General features: G+C 68.1%; 13 protein-coding genes. 1 reads left to right on the forward strand and 12 read right to left on the reverse strand.

The features are described 5' to 3' along the window. The first annotated feature begins 172 nt into the window (after positions 1 to 172). Positions 173 to 1,282, forward strand: coding sequence for a GGDEF domain-containing protein (locus ACK41V_RS09985; RefSeq protein WP_409781555.1), 1,110 nt, complete (start codon positions 173 to 175; stop codon positions 1,280 to 1,282). 142 nt (positions 1,283 to 1,424) lie between these two features. Here ACK41V_RS09985 and cobT read toward each other — a convergent pair whose 3' ends face one another. From cobT to ACK41V_RS10045, 12 genes are all read right to left on the reverse strand, one after another. After that, the gene (cobT, locus tag ACK41V_RS09990; protein WP_409781425.1) at positions 1,425 to 2,495 is read right to left on the reverse strand and encodes a nicotinate-nucleotide--dimethylbenzimidazole phosphoribosyltransferase; all 1,071 of its coding nucleotides are present in this window, start codon (positions 2,493 to 2,495) and stop codon (positions 1,425 to 1,427) included. A 57-nt stretch (positions 2,496 to 2,552) separates the two neighbouring features. Further along, a complete protein-coding gene (locus ACK41V_RS09995; protein ID WP_409781558.1) occupies positions 2,553 to 4,034 on the reverse strand; it encodes a cobyric acid synthase in 1,482 nt (493 codons plus the stop codon). A 35-nt stretch (positions 4,035 to 4,069) separates the two neighbouring features. Continuing rightward, on the reverse strand, positions 4,070 to 4,462 hold the full coding sequence (locus ACK41V_RS10000; protein WP_409781428.1) for a DUF3037 domain-containing protein: 393 nt from the start codon (positions 4,460 to 4,462) through the stop codon (positions 4,070 to 4,072). Beyond that, on the reverse strand, positions 4,449 to 5,243 hold the full coding sequence (locus ACK41V_RS10005) for a HipA family kinase (protein ID WP_409781431.1): 795 nt from the start codon (positions 5,241 to 5,243) through the stop codon (positions 4,449 to 4,451). Before ACK41V_RS10005 ends, ACK41V_RS10000 begins: the two co-directional genes overlap by 14 nt. Then, the gene (locus ACK41V_RS10010) at positions 5,240 to 6,316 is read right to left on the reverse strand and encodes an aminotransferase class I/II-fold pyridoxal phosphate-dependent enzyme (RefSeq protein ID WP_409781434.1); all 1,077 of its coding nucleotides are present in this window, start codon (positions 6,314 to 6,316) and stop codon (positions 5,240 to 5,242) included. Before ACK41V_RS10010 ends, ACK41V_RS10005 begins: the two co-directional genes overlap by 4 nt. A gap of 136 nt (positions 6,317 to 6,452) precedes the next feature. Continuing rightward, complete coding sequence (gene cbiB, locus ACK41V_RS10015) at positions 6,453 to 7,454, reverse strand: adenosylcobinamide-phosphate synthase CbiB (protein WP_409781437.1); 1,002 nt, start codon at positions 7,452 to 7,454, stop codon at positions 6,453 to 6,455. After that, positions 7,442 to 8,989 (reverse strand): PepSY domain-containing protein, encoded by a 1,548-nt coding sequence (locus ACK41V_RS10020; protein WP_409781440.1) that lies wholly within the window; start codon positions 8,987 to 8,989, stop codon positions 7,442 to 7,444. Before ACK41V_RS10020 ends, cbiB begins: the two co-directional genes overlap by 13 nt. Before the next feature lie 28 nt (positions 8,990 to 9,017). Then, positions 9,018 to 11,135, reverse strand: a complete 2,118-nt coding sequence (locus tag ACK41V_RS10025; protein WP_409781443.1) for a TonB-dependent receptor — start codon at positions 11,133 to 11,135, stop codon at positions 9,018 to 9,020. Positions 11,136 to 11,204: 69 nt separating this feature from the next. After that, the gene (cobO, locus tag ACK41V_RS10030; RefSeq protein WP_057223360.1) at positions 11,205 to 11,774 is read right to left on the reverse strand and encodes a cob(I)yrinic acid a,c-diamide adenosyltransferase; all 570 of its coding nucleotides are present in this window, start codon (positions 11,772 to 11,774) and stop codon (positions 11,205 to 11,207) included. A 28-nt stretch (positions 11,775 to 11,802) separates the two neighbouring features. Beyond that, on the reverse strand, positions 11,803 to 16,026 hold the full coding sequence (cobN, locus tag ACK41V_RS10035; RefSeq protein WP_409781446.1) for a cobaltochelatase subunit CobN: 4,224 nt from the start codon (positions 16,024 to 16,026) through the stop codon (positions 11,803 to 11,805). Further along, entirely contained in the window at positions 16,023 to 16,409 is a 387-nt protein-coding gene (locus ACK41V_RS10040) for a DUF2149 domain-containing protein (RefSeq protein WP_409781448.1), read from the reverse strand. Before ACK41V_RS10040 ends, cobN begins: the two co-directional genes overlap by 4 nt. Next, positions 16,406 to 16,873: a hypothetical protein gene (locus ACK41V_RS10045; RefSeq protein WP_409781451.1), complete on the reverse strand. Its 468-nt coding sequence runs from the start codon at positions 16,871 to 16,873 to the stop codon at positions 16,406 to 16,408. The genes ACK41V_RS10040 and ACK41V_RS10045 overlap by 4 nt, the downstream gene beginning before the upstream one ends. Positions 16,874 to 16,990: the final 117 nt, after the last annotated feature.

Raw genomic sequence — 16,990 nt, forward strand, 5'->3', positions numbered from 1 at the left:
CATCAGGGTCGCTGGTGCGGCGCTGGCCATAGGAACAGGGCGGACATTTCCCCATTCACCACCTCAGTGCGAAAGGCAGTCGCTTGGCTATACTGGCCCGGGCCGAAGAAACAATTTCTTACGCAGGCACACCACAGCCCACTCCCGCCGCATGAACCTAGACCCACGCTCCATGATCGCCATGGCAGGCTTCATGTCCGCCGTCATGGCTATCGTGCTGCTGTTCATGCGACGGCACTACCCGCCCTCCATCCGAGGTGTGGGCGCCTGGGCTGCCGCACCGCTGCTGTGGCTGGCTTCCACCGTGTTGTTCGGCGCTCGCGGCATCATCCCGGACTGGCTCAGCCTGGTGCTGGCGAACCAGTTGCTGGTGCTGGGCACGGTGACCTACTACATGGGCACACGCAGCTTCATGGGGCAGCCACTCACCTGGCGCCACTGGAACTGGGTGATGGCAGGCACCACGCTGGTGTTCATTACGCTCACCTATTGGCTGCCCAACTACGCGTTGCGCGTGGGCTTTTTCAGCATCGTGATGGGGGCGATCTATATCGCGCAAATGCGCTTCATGCTGCGCCACGGCGGACGCAACTTTCCGGTGAGACTGGTGGAAGTGGTGCTGGCCTTGCACATGGTGGTGCTGGCCACGCGGCTGATTTCCATCCTGACCGGCAACGCTGGCGCAGACCTGATGGAACCCTCGCTGTTCCAGACGCTGTACATCGGGGCGTATGTGATCACCGTGCTCATGCTGTCGATTGGTGCGGTGCTGATGGCCACGGACCGTTTGCGGACCGAGCTAGAACACCTGGCCACCCACGACTCACTCACGCAGTCACTGAACCGCCGCGCACTGCTGCAGCGCTGCGAAGACGAGCTGGAGCGGGCGCAGCGCTACGGCAACGGGCCCTCCATCATGATGCTGGACCTGGACAACTTCAAGGCCGTGAACGACACCCGGGGCCACCAGCACGGAGACGCGGTGCTGGTGCACTTTGCAGAACGCACCCGTCAAGTGCTGCGCCGCGCAGACCGGCTGGGGCGCTATGGGGGCGAGGAGTTTCTGGTGCTGCTGCCGGGGGCCGACACGGCGGCAGCCACCAGCGTTGCGCAGCGCATTCACGCCACGCTGGCAGCGGGCCATGCACTGGACTGCCAGGTCAGCATCGGGTTGACCAGCTGGACGGGATCGCATGAAACGCTGGACGCCATGCTCTCGCGTGCCGATGCGGCGCTGTACCGCGCCAAGAACGAGGGGCGCAACCGGACCGTTGTGGCATAAGTGCCGGGCGAATTCCTTTGCCCCTTCGCCGCACCCTGCATTCAAAAAACAAAACTCGTTAGCGCTGAATCTGTCGAAGCACCGTGCAGGGCTTCGACAAGCTCAGACCGACCGCTATGGAGCGATTGAGCGCGAATCCGCATCAATCCTTCTGGGTGGCCACACCGGCCGATTCAAAACTTGCCATCTCGGTAAGCACCGCACAGGCCGACTGCAGCAGTGGCCACGCCAGCGCAGCGCCAGACCCCTCCCCCAGCCGCAAGCCCAGGTCCAGCAAGGGCTCCGCCTGCATCTGCTCCAGCATCAGGCCGTGGCCGCGCTCGCCCGAGCGGTGGGCAAACACACAGCGTTGCAGCACCGCAGGCTGCAGGCGGCTGGCCACCAGCACAGCCGCGCTGGTGATAAAGCCGTCCACCACGATCACGCGGCGCTCCAGGGCTGCTTGCAACACCGCCCCCACCAGGGTGGCAACCTCATAGCCGCCCAACGCGGTCAATGCAGTCAGCGGCGTGGTGGCGTCGGCGTTGGCATCCAGCGCCTGTTGCAGCACCGCGCGCTTGCGTTCGATACCCGCCGCATCCAGGCCCGTACCGGCACCTGTCACCTCGCCCAGGGGCAGTCCGGCCAACCGCGCCAGCAGCAGCGATGCCACCGAGGTATTGGCAATGCCCATCTCGCCGAGCAGGAGTGCATTGCCGGGCAAGGCGCGCACCACCTCTATGCCGTTGGTGATCGCTTGAGCGCATTGCTCCGCAGTCATGGCTGGGCCGACCGACGCGTCGGCCGTGCCGGGCGCCACCTTGCGCAACAGCAACTGGGGCGCGCCCGGGGCGGCATCGCGCGGCGCGATGGGCTTGGCCACGCCGCAGTCCACCACAGTGAGGGCCAGGCCGTGTTGGCGAGCCAGCACGCTCACGGCAGCGCCACCGGCCAGAAAGTTCTCCACCATCTGCCAAGTCACGTCGCTCGGGAAGGCCGACACCCCCTTGGCCGCCAGGCCATGGTCGCCCGCACACACCAGCATCTGCGGTTGCGAGAGCACAGGGGCTTCGGTACCCAGCACCTGGCCGATGCGAAGCGCCAGCGCCTCCAGCCGCCCGAGCGAACCGAGTGGTTTGGTTTTGTTGTCCAGCAGGTGCTGCAAACGGGCGGTCAGGGGGGCATCGGTGATGTCAACGATGGCAGGAACGGTGAACTGGGCCAGTTGTTGCATGGTGTTTGAGATAGCGAAAAGAAAAAAGGAAAGGCCGAAAGCTGAAGGCACTAGCGCTCAGGCAGTGGACGGATCTGACGCGATCAACGCCCGCAGTGCACCGGAGGCAAAGCTGGCCTCCGCCATGCGGGCCAAGCCTTCAAACACCGCATCGAGCGTGGGCACTGGCGCCGCGCCCGCACGGCCAAACAGGGCCTGCAACACCGCGGGGTCTTCCAGCAAGCCATGCAGATACACGCCCAGCACGTTGCCAGCCGGGTTCTGCCACGCAATGCCCGGGATGACTTCGCGCGCCACATCGCCCTTGGCGGCCATGGCCGGGTGCTGGGCCGTCTGGCCGTGGTGAATTTCGTAACCGGTGACGGGCACACCCGCCAGCGCGGCCCAGGCCCCTTGCACCACACCAAACTGCGCTTGGGTGCGCTGCACGGTCTTCGCGACCTCGAAGGTGGTGACCAGGGGCAACACGCCCAGGCCCGGCGCATTGCCGTCGATGCCCGCCGTGTCGATCAGTGCCTCGCCCAACATCTGCAAACCACCACACACGCCAAGCACCGTGCCACCCTGCCCTGCGTGGCTGGCAATGGCCTGATCCAGCCCCTGCGCGCGCAGCCAGGCCAGGTCGGCGGCGGAGGATTTGGAGCCTGGCAACACCACCCAATCGGTGGGTTTCAGACTGCTCAGGTCGGCTGGGCTGCGAGCCCAGAACAGGCGCACACCGGGCACGTTCTTGAGGGGCTGGAACTCGTCCAGATTGCTGATGCGTGGATAGGCCACCACGGCCACGGTGGTGTGCACGGTGCCTGCCGACAGCGTGCGGTCGTCAAACACGCCATCCTCTTCAGGCAGACCGTGGCGCCAGTGCATGGGGATGGTGGCCACGGTGGGCACGCCGGTCAGGTCTTGCAGAATCTGCGGCGCGGGGGCTAGCAGGCTGGCATCGCCCCGAAACTTATTCAGCACAAAGCCATGGATCAACACACGCTCGTCCTCGGGCAGAAGCGCCCAGGTGCCGTACAGGTGGGCGAACGCGCCGCCCCGGTCGATGTCGGTCACGAGCAGGCAGCGCGCATCGGCATGGCGGGCCACGCGCATGTTCACGATGTCGCTAGCGTGCAGATTGATCTCGGCGGGCGAGCCCGCCCCTTCGATCACGACCACATCGTTTTCAGCGCGCAGCGCATCCAGCGCAGCGGCAATCTGCGGCCACACCTTTTCGCTGCGGCCGCGCCAGGGCATGGCGGTCAACTCTGCGCTCACCTGGCCCATCAGCACGACCTGGCTGTGCGTGTCGGCCTCGGGCTTGAGCAGCAGCGGGTTCATGCGCACCTCGGGCTCGGCACGGGCCGCGAGGGCCTGGAAATACTGGGCACTGCCGATTTCGCCCATCACACCAGCAGGGCCTGGCACCACACGCGCGTTGTTGCTCATGTTCTGCGCCTTGAACGGCGCGACCTTGAGGCCCAGGTTGCTGTAGTAGCGGCACAGGGCCGTGGTCAGCCAGCTTTTGCCCGCGCCGCTGGTGGTGCCCAGCACCATCACACAGCGGGCTAGCTTGGAAGAGGTGTTTGAAGTCAAGGCAGTGGGCGGACCATGCGGTCCATGATGTGGTCGAGTGCTGCCGCCGCATCGGTGCAACGGCCGGTGTGCACGGGGGATGTCTGGATGATGGCGCTGCGTTTGGCGGTGAGCCAGTGGAAGCGCTGGCGGTACGGCAGGCGCGCAATCGGGCCACAGCCTTCATCACCCGCGCAGATGGCCACAATGGCCGCCAGATGGCGGCGCACGGTGTCGATATCGGCGTGCGGGTCCATGGCCAGCAGGCGCGCTTCGTCGAGCGCGATGGCGGCCCGCAGAAAGCCGGTGCGCTGGCACGACAGGATCACGCCCGCGTTGATGAACTCCTCGCGCTCCACGCGCGGCACCACGCGCACGATGGCGTAGTCATACACCTCAGGCGCGTGCATCGACGGCTCCCTTCACCGCATTCACCCATGTTTCACGCCCGGCCAGGCGCGCGCAGAAGTAGTCCACATAGGCCTGGCGGTGGCTTGCGGGCGCCGACAGCGGGCCTTCGGCATGCTCGGCCCCGGCCAACGCCAGAAACTCATCGGGCACTTCGGCCAGGATGCCCGTGACCACCTCGGGTGTAAGGCGCGCCGCCAGCTCGGCATCCACCTGCGCCAACGCCGTGGCCTGGGCCAGCAGCACATGGTCGACAATCGGCGCAAAGGGCTTGGCGGGCAGGGCCACCGTGCCGTTCCACGCATGGTGAAAGGTCAGCGCAGCGCCGTGGTCGATGAGCCAGGGCTGGCGGTGCCACATGAGCAGGTTGGTGTTGCGCGCGGTTCGGTCTACATTGCCCACCAGCGCATCGAACCACACAAGGCGCGAGGCAAAGTCATCCGACACAACATCCACCGCAGGGTCGAAGTTGAGCGCCCCCGACAGGTAGTCCAGCCCCACGTTCAGACCACCGCTGGCGCGGACCAGGTCCTGGATCTCGGGGTCAGGCTCGGTCTGCGCCAGGGCGGTGTCGAGCTGGGCCAGCACGATCTCGGGCACGGGCAGACCCAGCGCGTGGGCAATGCCGCCCGCGATCATTTCGGCCAGCAGCGCGCGCACGCCCTGCCCTGCGCCACGGAACTTGAGCACGTAGGTGCCCAGGTCGTCGCCCTCGACGATGGCAGGCATGGAGCCACCTTCACGCAGCGGCGTGACGTAGCGGTTGACAGTGATGGTTCTCACGAGGTCTCCCCTGAACCGGTTAAAACTCTGTTCGGGATGGTACGACCCTGCAGCGCTTGCCATGCGGCCCGCAGCGCATCCTGTGCATCAGGTGGCAGCACCCCCAGGCGCACGGTGCCGGGCAGCCCGAACGAGGTCGTATCCCGCAGCTTGATGCCACTGGCGCGCAGCACCGCCAGATCGCCCTGCAGTGTGGCTGTGGCGGGCTGCACGCAGAAATAGTTGGCCAGGCTGCCAGCGTGCTCGGTCCAGCCCAGATCGGTACACAGCGCCTGCTGGCGTGCCTTCCAGTCGCGCAAGGTGGCCAGGCTGTGCACCAGCCACTGCTGCACCATTGGACTTGTCCACGCCTGCAGCAAGGCTACGCCATGGGCACCCACGGGCCAGGAAGGCGCCAGGGCCGTCAACGCCTGCACTGCGTCCTCACCACCCGTCGGTGCGACGGCATAGGCCGCACGCACGCCCGTCAGCCCCAGGGCCTTGTTGGGGGTCCAGAGCTGCCAGCAGGCGGAAGGCAGGCGCGGCGACGGTGCACCGGTCCATGCACCATCGGGGTCGAGCCACAAGGGAACATAGGCGCAATCGAGCACCCGTAAAACACTGGCAACTTCGCCTTCTCGCCAACCGCGTACTGCGGGATCTTCCAGCCCCAAAGGGCTGGACGGCTCGCACGCCCATTGCAACCCCACCGCAGCGCCACCGCCCCGCAGCACATCCAGCCCACGCACCTGTGCAGCCTGGGCATAGTCGCCATAACTGTGCGGCGACACGGCCACCTGCACCGCGCCCTGCTGTGCGGCCAGCGCGGTGATGCGGTGGATGAACTCGCTGGCACTGGCCGCCAGCACGATGCGGCCCGGCGCCACGCCGTGAAAAGCACCCAGGGCCTCGCGCAGCGCGGTGTACGCCGGGTCCGGGTATCGCGTGGCGTCGGCCATCTGCACGGCGTGCAGTGCCTCAGGGCATGGCCCGCAGGCATTGCTGTTAGTCGAAAAATCGAACACCGGGATGCCTGCAGCGTCTGGCCCACCGTGCAACGGCGCAGACGTGGGGCGAAGATCTGAAGATGTCATGTGGATTTGCGTTCTATCCATCAGAGCCGTTCGGACTGAGCTTGTCGAAGCCTCGTGCGGCGCTTCGACAAGCCTGTCCTGAGCCTGTCGAAGGGCTCAGCGTGAACGAATTGATATTTTTGAAGGCGGACCGGTGTCATGCCTTCACCCATGCAAAAGCCACCAGCACCAGGAGCTGGATGGCCACCACCATCGGCACCATGGCCAGCACCACCTGGGTGCCCAGGCGCGCCGCGCGCCGCGTATCGAGCGGCCCGGCCCGGCGGCCGTTGCTGTGCAGCGTGTACACACCCGGCTTGGCCAGGCGCACGCCCAACGCCAATGCCATGGCCGCCATGGGCCAGCCGCTGTTGGGGGATGGCGTCTTGCGCGCCTGTCGCGCCAGTGCTGAAAACGACAGGCCCTTGGCCACCACCGCCAGCAACAAAGCCGTGATGCGTGCGGGCACCCATGACAGCACATCGTCCGCCCGCGCAGCCCACTTGCCCGCCCATTGCCAATAGCGCCCACCGCGCATGCCGGGGTAGCCCCACATGGCATCGGCCGTGTTGGCAAACCGGTACAGCGCGGCGCCCGGCAGGCCCAGCAGCGCAAACCAGAACAGCGGCGCCACCACCGAATCGTTGAGGTTCTCGGCCAGCGACTCGATGGCCGACTCGCGCACCTGCACAGCGGTGAGGGCACTCACATCACGGCTCACCAAGCGGGCCAGCTGCGCGCGCCCGGCGGGCAGCGACTGGCCCAGTGCCACCTCCACCGCCAGCACCTCGTCGTGCAACATGCGCCAGGCCAGCAGCGGCTTGAGCAGCAACGCCAGCAATACCACCGCCAAGAACACATGGAGCATCAGCACCAGGTACTGCGCCACCCAGGCCACTATAAAAACGATAGCTGCCAGCGCACACCATATAAGCGCTGCAAGCCAAAAAAGATTGATATCACGGGCCACAGGTGTCGTGGGCGCCAGCCGGTCGCCCCACCACTGCAGCGCCTTGCCCATCCACACCACGGGGTGCCAAGCTGCCGGTGGTTCACCCAGCCACCAGTCCATCGCCAGCGCCAGCAACGGGCACCACAAGAGCACGTGGAACAGCGCCGCACCTGTGCCGGGGAGAAGCACGGACCTCAGGCTGTCCATGCGCCCTCCGCTGCCCGCACGGCGGCCGATGACGACCGTGCAGCCCGCCGCCGACGCGGCACCAGTACACGCCAGGCCACCACACAGGAGGTGATACACAGCGCCACCCCCAGCAGCGACAGCCCCACGATCAGCCCGGTACGCAGTGCCGGGCGCGCCAGCAGCGGCGCGAAGTCGAGACTGTGCAGTCCGTTGTAGAGCAACCGCTGCCAGGGCGTGGAGGCGTCGGCACGCATCACGATGCGGGCGGAGGCAGCGTCGGCGTACACGGTCACTTCGTCCTCAGCCCAGTGGGCACGCCAGACGGGCAGCGGACGGTGGAAGGAAGTGGATGCGTCATGGTGGCGCGCATAGTACAGGCCGTCGTACTGGGTGACTTGTTCAATGCTCGGCGCTGGCATGCCCGGACGCAGGCCCTGCAGCGCAGTCAGCACCGTCGCATCGGGCACGGCCTGCGCCACGGTGGCCTCGGGCCCGTCGGCACGCACCAGGCGTTGCACCACGCCCTCCCCCTGGCCCCGCACCCGGTACCAGGCCTGGCCGGCCATGCGCAAGGTGTCCACCTCCAGCGGCACCAGCCCCTCGGCCGCCGCCAGCGCCACGGCCTCGGCCGGGCCGCGCACCATGCGCGGAGCCTCCCCCGCCCATTGCGTGCGCGCCTGTGGGTCGACCGCGCGGCCGGTAAACACGCCAAAGGGGTTCATCGACATCAGCCCCGATAACATCCAGGTGAGCGTGAACACCGCCGCCACCAGGCCCAGGATGTTGTGCCAGCGCATCCAGAACTTCTGATAGGGAAACCAGCGCCGCCGGTTCAGGAACAGCTGCCAGATACCCAGCGCGATGCCCGTGGAAGCCAGCAGCACACCGGGGATCGAGAGCCATACCACCACGTGGTGCCAGGCCTTGGGGAACTGCCGCAGCACCGTCGGGTAGATCCAGTGCGGCACGGCGCCCAGCCAGTTCCAGAAGCGTTCGGCACGCCGCGTGTCGCGCACCACCTCGGCGGCACCAGGCGACACGTACAGCTCTAGCCCGTCGTCGCCGTCGAGCAACACCTTGACCAAGGGACGGTGCACATCCAGGCCCTGGGGCACCGTCCACTGATCCCGCTCCACCCATTCGGTGCCCATGGCACGGCGCCCGCTGAAGGCCTCGGCCACGGTGGCGGCCTGCGCATCGCTGAGTGGTGGCACCACGGCCCCGGTGCGGGCATCCACCGTGTGCCAGCGCAGGGCCGCGCCCGCCTCTGACGCCGCCAGCATGCGCCACACAGGCGCATCGGCCAGCATGCCCAGCCGCGCCTCGCCGCCACCAGTCGGGCGCAAGCCCGCGCGCTGGGCGGCATCGGGCGCGGCCAGACAGCAATCGGCAGGCAGCTGAAGCGGCGGCAAGGCCGCCAGCCGCTCGGCCTGCGTCAGGCTGGGGAACGGCACGAAATACAGCACCACCCCGCTCACAAACCACATGAGGAAGAACAGCGCCAGCACCACGCCCAGCCACTTGTGCACGAAGATGACGAGCTTCTTCACCATGCGCCGTTCCTCGCTCGATTCACCAAGATCAGAACGTGGCGCGCGCCGTCAGCTGCACGGTGCGCGGCGCGCCCAGCAGCCAGCGCGCGTTGGCCGTGCCGGCCAGTGCGTAGTCGCGGTCGGCCAGGTTCTTCACTGCCAGACCCAGCTTGAGGTTGCGCGAATAGTCGTAGGCCAGCGAAGCATCCAGCACCACATACGACGGCAGCTGAGCGGTGTTGGCGGTGTTGCCCTGGCGCTCACCCACATAGCGCGCGCCAAAACCAGCCTGCCATTGGGGCAGGAAACGGTAGGCCGTCCAGACGCTGGCCGCGCGCTGCGGCACGCCCGTGGGCGTGTTGCCACTGCGCGAGACCACGCTGCCCGAGACCAGTTCCTTGAAATCGTCGTAGCGCGCCCGCAGGAAAGCCGCGTTGGCGTCGATGGTCCAGCCGCGCACGGGCTCGGCCGCAAAGGCCAGCTCGATGCCGGAAGACGATTGCCGGCCGATCTGCTGGGTGATGTTGGGGTTGCTGGCATCGCGCGAGAGCAGGTTGCGCTTTTCGATTTTGTACAGCGCCACCGTCCACTCGCCGCGCACCGCAGGCACGGTGCCCTTGGCGCCCACTTCCACCTGGCGGCCCCGCGTCAGATCGAGGGTGTTGCCGCCGCCGGGCAGCGACAGCGCTCCGCTGAGCGGATCGGTGCCGGTGCCGAACTGGCCGTAGAGCGACAGCGCATCGCTGGGCGACCACACAGCGCCCACGCGGCCGGTGACGGGTGAATATTGCTTGACCAGGTTCACGCCAGTGCGCAGGTCGGTGTTGTCCAGTTCCATGCGGTCGCTGCGCAGGCCCGCCACCAGCTTCCACTCTGGGGTGATGTCGAGGGCGTTTTCCGCGAACAGGGCCGTGGTCTGCAGCCTGGAGCGCCGGCCGGGGATGGTGGGCACAGGGCTGATGAAGTTGCCGGGTGTGAAGTTGAACGGGTCCACCGTGCTCGCGCCGCCGTAAGGCGAATTGTTGGTGTGCACCAGCTCTGTGCGGTACCAGTCCAGGCCCACGATGAAGCGGTTCTTCATGCCGGAGAGGTGGCCGTCGAAAGTGGCGTCGAAGCGGTTGCCGGTCTGCTCCTGGTCGTGCAGGATCTCCAGGTAGTCGCTGCGGTTCACGGCCGTGCCGGCGGCGTTGAAGCTGTAGGCCTCGGCATTGCGCCAGTGGCGGTCCGTGGTCAGGTGGTAGGTCTCGTTGCGCAGGTGCACGCCCGCGGCGGCCTGGTAGTCGACCTTGGCGCGCAGGATGCGGTCGTCGTACTTGACCACCGAGTCGGCCACGTTGAAGTTGGTGCGGCGCAGGCGGTCGTCCAGCACCCCATTGCGCAGCGGCGTGCCAAAGTAGCGCGCGTCGTCGTTCACACCACCGTCCAGTGACAGGGTGATGTTCAGATCGCGGCTGGCGCGCACGGCCAGGGCCAGGGCGTAGTTGTGGCGCTGCGTGTCCATCAGCGCGCGGTAGCCGTCGCTCTTTTCCGCATCGAGATAGACCGAGTAGGCCAGCACGTCGTTGATGGGGCCGCGCAGGCCCACGCCGCCCTGCACCGTGCCGAAGGAGCCCACGCTCAAGAACGCCTCGCGCTGCGGGGCACCGAAGATCGGGCGTTTGGTCACGTAGTTCACAGCCGCGCCAATAGCGCCATCGCCATAGAGCACCGAGGCCGGGCCGCGTAGCACCTCGACCGACTCCATGGGCCAGGTCGAGAACGGGTAGGTGATGGTGCCCGAGGCGACGATGAGGCGCGTGCCGTCCACCATCTGCGCCACCGAGTTGTGGCCCGCAAAGCCCCGCGCCACCAGGCTGGTGCCGCCATTGCCAGGGGCCGGAGCCTCGGTGACGCCGGGCATGCGTACGGCCGCGTCCTGCGCGCGGGTCAGGCTGCGCTCTGCGATGTCGCCCGCACCCAGGCTGCTGACGCTGGCCGGAGTCTCCCGCGCGGTGAGGCCCAGGCGCGAGCCCGTGGCGCTGGGCGCATCGAGCGAGAGCGTGCTGCCGGGCGCGGACAACGTGTCCGTGACCTGGACGGCCGGCAACTCGGCGATGGCCTGGGCCATGGCGGTCTGCGTGGTGCAGGCGAGCACGGCCAGCGACAGGGGGGTGAGGTGTTTGCGCATGAAAAGGACGAACAAAAGAAAACAGGGGCGAAAGGACGGGCCCCAAAGCAGCTGCGGGAATGACAGGTTTCAGTCCTCGATGCCGCGCTGCGCGGGAATGCCCGCCTTGAACGCGTGCTTGACCATCTGCATCTCGGTCACCGTGTCGGCCAGCTCGATGATTTCGGGCGGGCAGCGGCGGCCGGTGAGGCACACATGAACCTCCTTGGGACGGTCGCGCAGCGTCTGCAGCACGCCCTCCAGCGGAAGCCAGCCGTAGATCAGCGGATAGGTGATCTCGTCGAGCACCACCAGAAAATGCTCACCCGACAGGATGGCGGCACGCGCCTTCTCCCAGCCGTCGCGCGCCAGCTGGGCGGAGTGCTCCAGGTCCTTGCTCTTCCAGCTGAAGCCGTCGCCCAGGCCCTCGATGGGCAGGCCGAGTTGCTCGAACATGCGGTGCTCGCCAAAACGCGCCGTGGGCACCTTCATGAACTGGTAGATCTTTACGGCCTTGCCCCGGCCATGCGCGCGCAACGCCAGGCCAAAGGCCGCCGTGCTTTTGCCCTTGCCGTCGCCGGTGTTGACGATGACGATGCCCCGGCGCTCGCCCTCGGGCTTTTCATAACGCTTCTCGGTGGGTGGGGTTTCGATCTGCATGGTGTGGGTGCTTTCAAGAAGGGTCGATTCAAGTGCGGGCCAGGCCGGGCGCTGCGGACAGTGAAGACGGACGGCGAGCCTGCCACGCAGCGCCCGCCAGCACCACCAGGGCCATCACCAGCAGGGCCACGATGCCGGCCATGCGCTCCACGGGGCTGGGCTCTTGGGCGGTGTCGGGGGCTTCGCGCTCGGGCTGACGCTCCAGCAGCACGCCCATCGCAGGCACAGTGGGTGCGGCGGGCGGTGCCTCCGCTTGGGCGGGCGGTGCAGCCAGGTCGGCAGCAGGCGGTGCGGGCTGCGGCGCCGGGACCGCTGGCAACTGTGGCGTGGCCACGGCCATGCCGGTAGACGCAGGGGCGGTGCCCTGCGCGGCCTGCTCCACCCAGCGGCGCACGCTGGGCAGCTCGGCCGCCAGCGGCGCGGCGCGCGTGAGCTCCTGGTACATCTGCGCGAGCTGTTTTTGCGTGTCGGCATCGGCCTGCCAATAGCCCTGGCGCTGTGCCTGTACCAGGCGCTCCAGCGATTGGGCGTAGGCCTGCGGATGCTCTTTGAGCCACTCGGGCAGGCCCAGCTGGTGCTTGTCGCGCACCAGCACGTCGTAGAAGCTTTGCCAATGGTCGCTGCGCACCGTGTCGGGCGCCACGGCCTGCCAGCCCCAGGCGAACTGCACGGCCTTGAGCACCTGCAGCGTGCCCGAATAGCCCTCGGCCTTCTGCGCCTTGAGCCAGCCCGGGTGCAGGTAGCGCGACTGCATCTCCAGCGCAATGGCGCGCTGTGCCGTTTCGGTGGTGGGCTCGCTCACATCCTGCAGCTGGGCCACATGCAACTCCAGCCCTTGCGGCCGGCCGGCTACACGGGCTGCGGTAGACAGGCCCCCCAGGTACTGGAACGGGTCGTCCGAGCTGACCATGGCGTACAGGTTCGAGCTGCGCGACAGGATGGCTGCGTCGGTACGGCGCAGGTGCGCCCCCAGCGCCTTCGCCGCCGTGCCGCCCGCAACCCCCGCCACCGGCTCGCCCTCCAGATAAGGCTGGCTCATCCGCTCGAGGAACATCTGGCCTAGGCGCGCATCGTTGGTTTGCAGGCCGTCGCTTTGCACCGCGTCGGACAGGCCGGTGCCGTAGTCGCCCACCGCATTGCCGAACGAGCGTACGCGCGCCAGTTGCTCGGCTTGCGCCCGGGGCACGCCTTGCTTGCGCAGCTCCTGACCGATCTGCTCGGTGTTGCGCGCAATCACATTGCCGGGCTCGGCCGTGGCAGCCTGGGCCACCGCGCGGTCGAGCAGCGCCATGAGCGCGGGGAACTGGTCGCGGTACGAGCCGGTGATGCTCATGAGCACATCGACGCGCGGGCGCTTGAGTTCATCGGCGGGAATGGTCTCGACCCGCGCCGGGCGGCCCGAGTCGTCCCACACCGGGCGCATGCCCAGCGCCACCAGGGCCTGGGCTTCCATGATCCCCTGGTGGCGCAGTGTTTCACCCGCCCACAGCGACAGCGCCATGCGCTGCGGCGCCTGGCCGCCGTGGCGCGCCTGGTAGTCCTTGAACCAGTCGTTGAACAGCGTCTGCGCCACGGCATAGGCCTGGCGCGTGGGCAGGCGGCTCGGGTCCAGCCCCGTGAGGTTGCGGCCCGTGGGCAGGCTCTCGGGGTTGCGGATCGGGTCGCCGCCGTAAGCAGCGGTGAGGAACCGGCCCTCCAGCCCTGTGAGCAGGCCGGGCATTTCGCCTTCGGTGGCCAGCAGGCGCTCCAGCTCCTGCGCGCGCTGGGCCAGTTGTAGCAGCGCGGGCGTGTCGATGGGCTTGCGCGCGGCGCGGTTGGGCACATGGTCTTCGGCACGCACCACGTCGGGTGCACCAGCCGTGCCAAGCGTTGCTGCCTGCGCTGGCAGCACGGGGCGCAGGTCCAACACGCTGGCGGCCTGCGCGTCGGTCAGCGCCACTTCCAGCCAGCGTGCGGGGCGCGCGGCCAGCACGGCATCGTGCTTGATGAGAAAGGCTTCGTCGATGTCCTCGCCCAGCGCCTCGATCAGCGGCTTGCGCAGCGCCTGCAGGATGGTCTCGCGCCGCTGCTCGGGCGCGGGCACGCGGCCAAACACGGCCAGGCCCTTGGGCTGCGAGCTTTGCGCGAGCTGGTCCAGGTAGGGGTGCAGGATTTCAAGAAAGCCGCTGAAGTCGGCTGCGATGCCCGCGGCGCTCCAGCCCAGGTCGCGATGCAACTGGTGCTCTACAAACTGCGCTACCAGCTGCTTTTCGAGCGCGCGGCGCGTGGGGCCTTCGTCCACGGTTTCCCACTCGTGCATCACCTCGTGCATGTGGGCCATGCGCGCCTCGAAGCCTGCCGGGGCGAACACGGGCGTGCGGTGGCTCACCAGCACGGCGCGGCCCCGACGCTTGGCGGTGAGTGCCTCGCCCAGGTTATCCACGATGTAGGGGTAGACCACGGGCAGGTCGCCCAGGGGCAGCAGCGCGTCGTCGTGTACATCCAGCGCACGCGCCTTGCCACCGGCCCACTCCTGCGTGCCGTGGGTGCCGAAATGGATAAGGGCATCGGCCTCCAGCTGCGCCCACAGGTACACGGCCAGGTAGTGGTGCGACAGCGGTGCCTTGGACTTGTGCATGAACGGGTTCTGGCCCAGGCGCAGCGTTTCTTCGCGCGGGGGCTGGGGCAATACCGAGAGCTTGCCCACCTGCAGGCGCGGGATGGCGAACACTTTTTCGCCCTGCCACTCGACCACGTAGCGGCTCTTTTCGGGCGCGCCCCAATGCGCGTTCATGCGCTCGCCCACGGCCTTCGGCAGCGTGGCCAGGTGCTGCTCGTAGCGCGCCAGTGGCAGCGCGGCGGCCTGGCCGGTTTGCAGCAGTGCGCGCACATCGGCGCCGGGGTAGTAGGCGGCCAGCAGCGGCTTGAGCCCATCGATCCAGCCCTGCTCGGGCACCTGCTGCGTGCGGTAGCCTGCCTGCGCCAGCCCGCCAGACACCTGCTCCAGGCTGCGCGGCACGTTGAGGAACGATGCGCCGAAGTTGGTGCCGCCCGGCGGGTAGTTGTAGACCATGGCCACCAGGCGCTTGTCGGCGGCGGGTTTGGTCTGCAGCGCGATCAGGCGCCGCGCCTTGGCGGCCACGGCCTGGGCTTGGCGCTCGATGAGGCGGAAGTCTTTGCCCTCGGCGCCGTGGGCCGTGACCAGGACCGGATCGATGGCACCGGCCGCCTCGGGCTGCGCCAGATAGAACGGCACATCGGACAGCGACAGGCCCGTGTCGCTGGCCTCCCACGCGGCGGCATCGCCCGCGCGGTAGGGCTGCGTGCCGAGCAGCGGCACGCCCCAGCGGGCCAACAGCGGCTGCAGCGCAGCGGCCTGGGGCACCAGCTGGTGCAGCACCAGGGCGGAGGCATGCAGGCGGCCGGGGCCAGAGCCACTGGCCGGGGGCAACTCCAGCACCTCGGCCAGGGTCTGCGCCGTGACCTGCTGGCCAAAGGCGGCATAGGCGAACAGGCCTTGCTGGCGGAAAGTGCGCAGCCAAGCATCGAGCCATTCGGTACTGCCATCGACAAAATGGTGGCGGTGCACCAGCACGGCCACGGCGGGCAGACTGCGCAGCGCGGGCTGGCCCTGGCGCCAGGCCTCCAGCGCCACGGCGTTGGGCAGCAGGCGGGGCGCATCGGGGTGGTAGATACCCCGGGCGGGCAGGATGTCGGGCGCGGGCAAGGCGGGCATGGCAGCGCCCGCCACCGTGGCGCGCGCCAGGCCGATGGCGTTCTTCAGATTGCGCGGGCCGCCCGCCTGCAGATAGGCCACCATGCGGGCGGGCGCATCGAGCGCAGTCAAGTCGGCGGCGGGGGCGCCCGCAGGCACCCAGACCACGCGGCCGGGGGTGCGCACCGCACGCGCATCGAGCTGCGGCCCCGCCATGCGGCGCAGGCGCGCCTCTACGCTGGCATGCGGCGCATCCACCCACACCAGCGCAGCGCCCGCCAGCGCGCGCTCCAGCTTCTGGGCCTGGGCCGCGTCCAGCACCGCCGGGCCACCCAGCGGGTAGTCGATATGCACAAAACCCAGGCCCGCCTCGCCAGCCAGGCGCTGCACCATGGCCGTGCGCGGGGCGGTGGTGATGTCGGAGGTGAGCCACAGCAGCACGGGCGCTGTTTTATCGGCGCCGCCCGCTGTTTGGGTCTTCTCAGCCTGGACGGCATGCACCAGCGGCGCAGCCAGCAGCAGGCACCACAGTGCCGCACGCAGGATCAGCGCCTTCATGGCTTGGCAGGTACCGGTGTGGCTGCGCCACCCGCGCCACCGGCCGAAGCGCCAGCTGGAGCAGCGCCCGTTTCAGGGATGTAGACGATGTTGCCGTCTTCGAGTTGGTAGGCCACGCCCGCACGCACGCCCTGCCCTTGCGCTGCGCTGCCAGCGCCTTTGAAGCGCACTTCCTTGCCCTGCTCGCGCACCACCACTTCCATGTCGGGCTGGCCGGGGTTGCGAATGATGGTGACGCTCTCGTTGGCGCTGGTCTGGGTCTGCACGGCCACGGCCGTCAGCAGCGCCACCACCAGCACCAGGAACACGTCCACCAGGTTCACGGCCGACAGCATCGGGTCGTCGTCGTCCTCGGCCAGCACATTCAGGTGCTTCAAGCTCATTGCGCCACCCCGCGCTCCTTGCGCACCACCAGCAGCTCGGCCAGCAGCCAGCGGCGGCGCACCGAGTACACCACCAGGCCCACCGACGCGGCGGCCAGCGCCAGCACCACACCGGCAAAGGCGCCGCTGAACACGGCCAGCGCCTGCTGGCCATTGCCTGCCGCCACGCTTTGCAGCGCGGGGCCCAGCGGGATCATCGTGGTGATCAGCCCCAGCATGGGCGACAGGCGGCTGAGCAGGCGCACGGGTTCCACCTGGCGCACCAGCTGCAGCTCCAGTTCTTCCATCGACAAACCAGGCGCCACACGCAGCGAGCGGTACTGGGGCTGGCGCCAGCGCTGCCAGGCCTCCATGAGCGTGGCGCCGCCCGACCACAGCGCGTAGACAAACGCCAGCCCCACCAGCACCAGCACGGGCCAGAGCAACGACTGCGCAACCTGCGAAAAACCCGATTCGATATTCATGCTTTCACTCCCTGAACTTGTTATTGAAATGGCATCTTTAAACTTGCGCCGCCCGTTCGGGCTGAGCCTGTCGAAGCCTTGCGCGGCACTTCGACTACGTTCAGTGAACGGTTCAAG

The sequence above is a fragment of the Acidovorax sp. genome (genome assembly GCF_046291265.1).
In the GTDB taxonomy this organism is placed as follows: Bacteria; Pseudomonadota; Gammaproteobacteria; order Burkholderiales; family Burkholderiaceae_C; genus Acidovorax.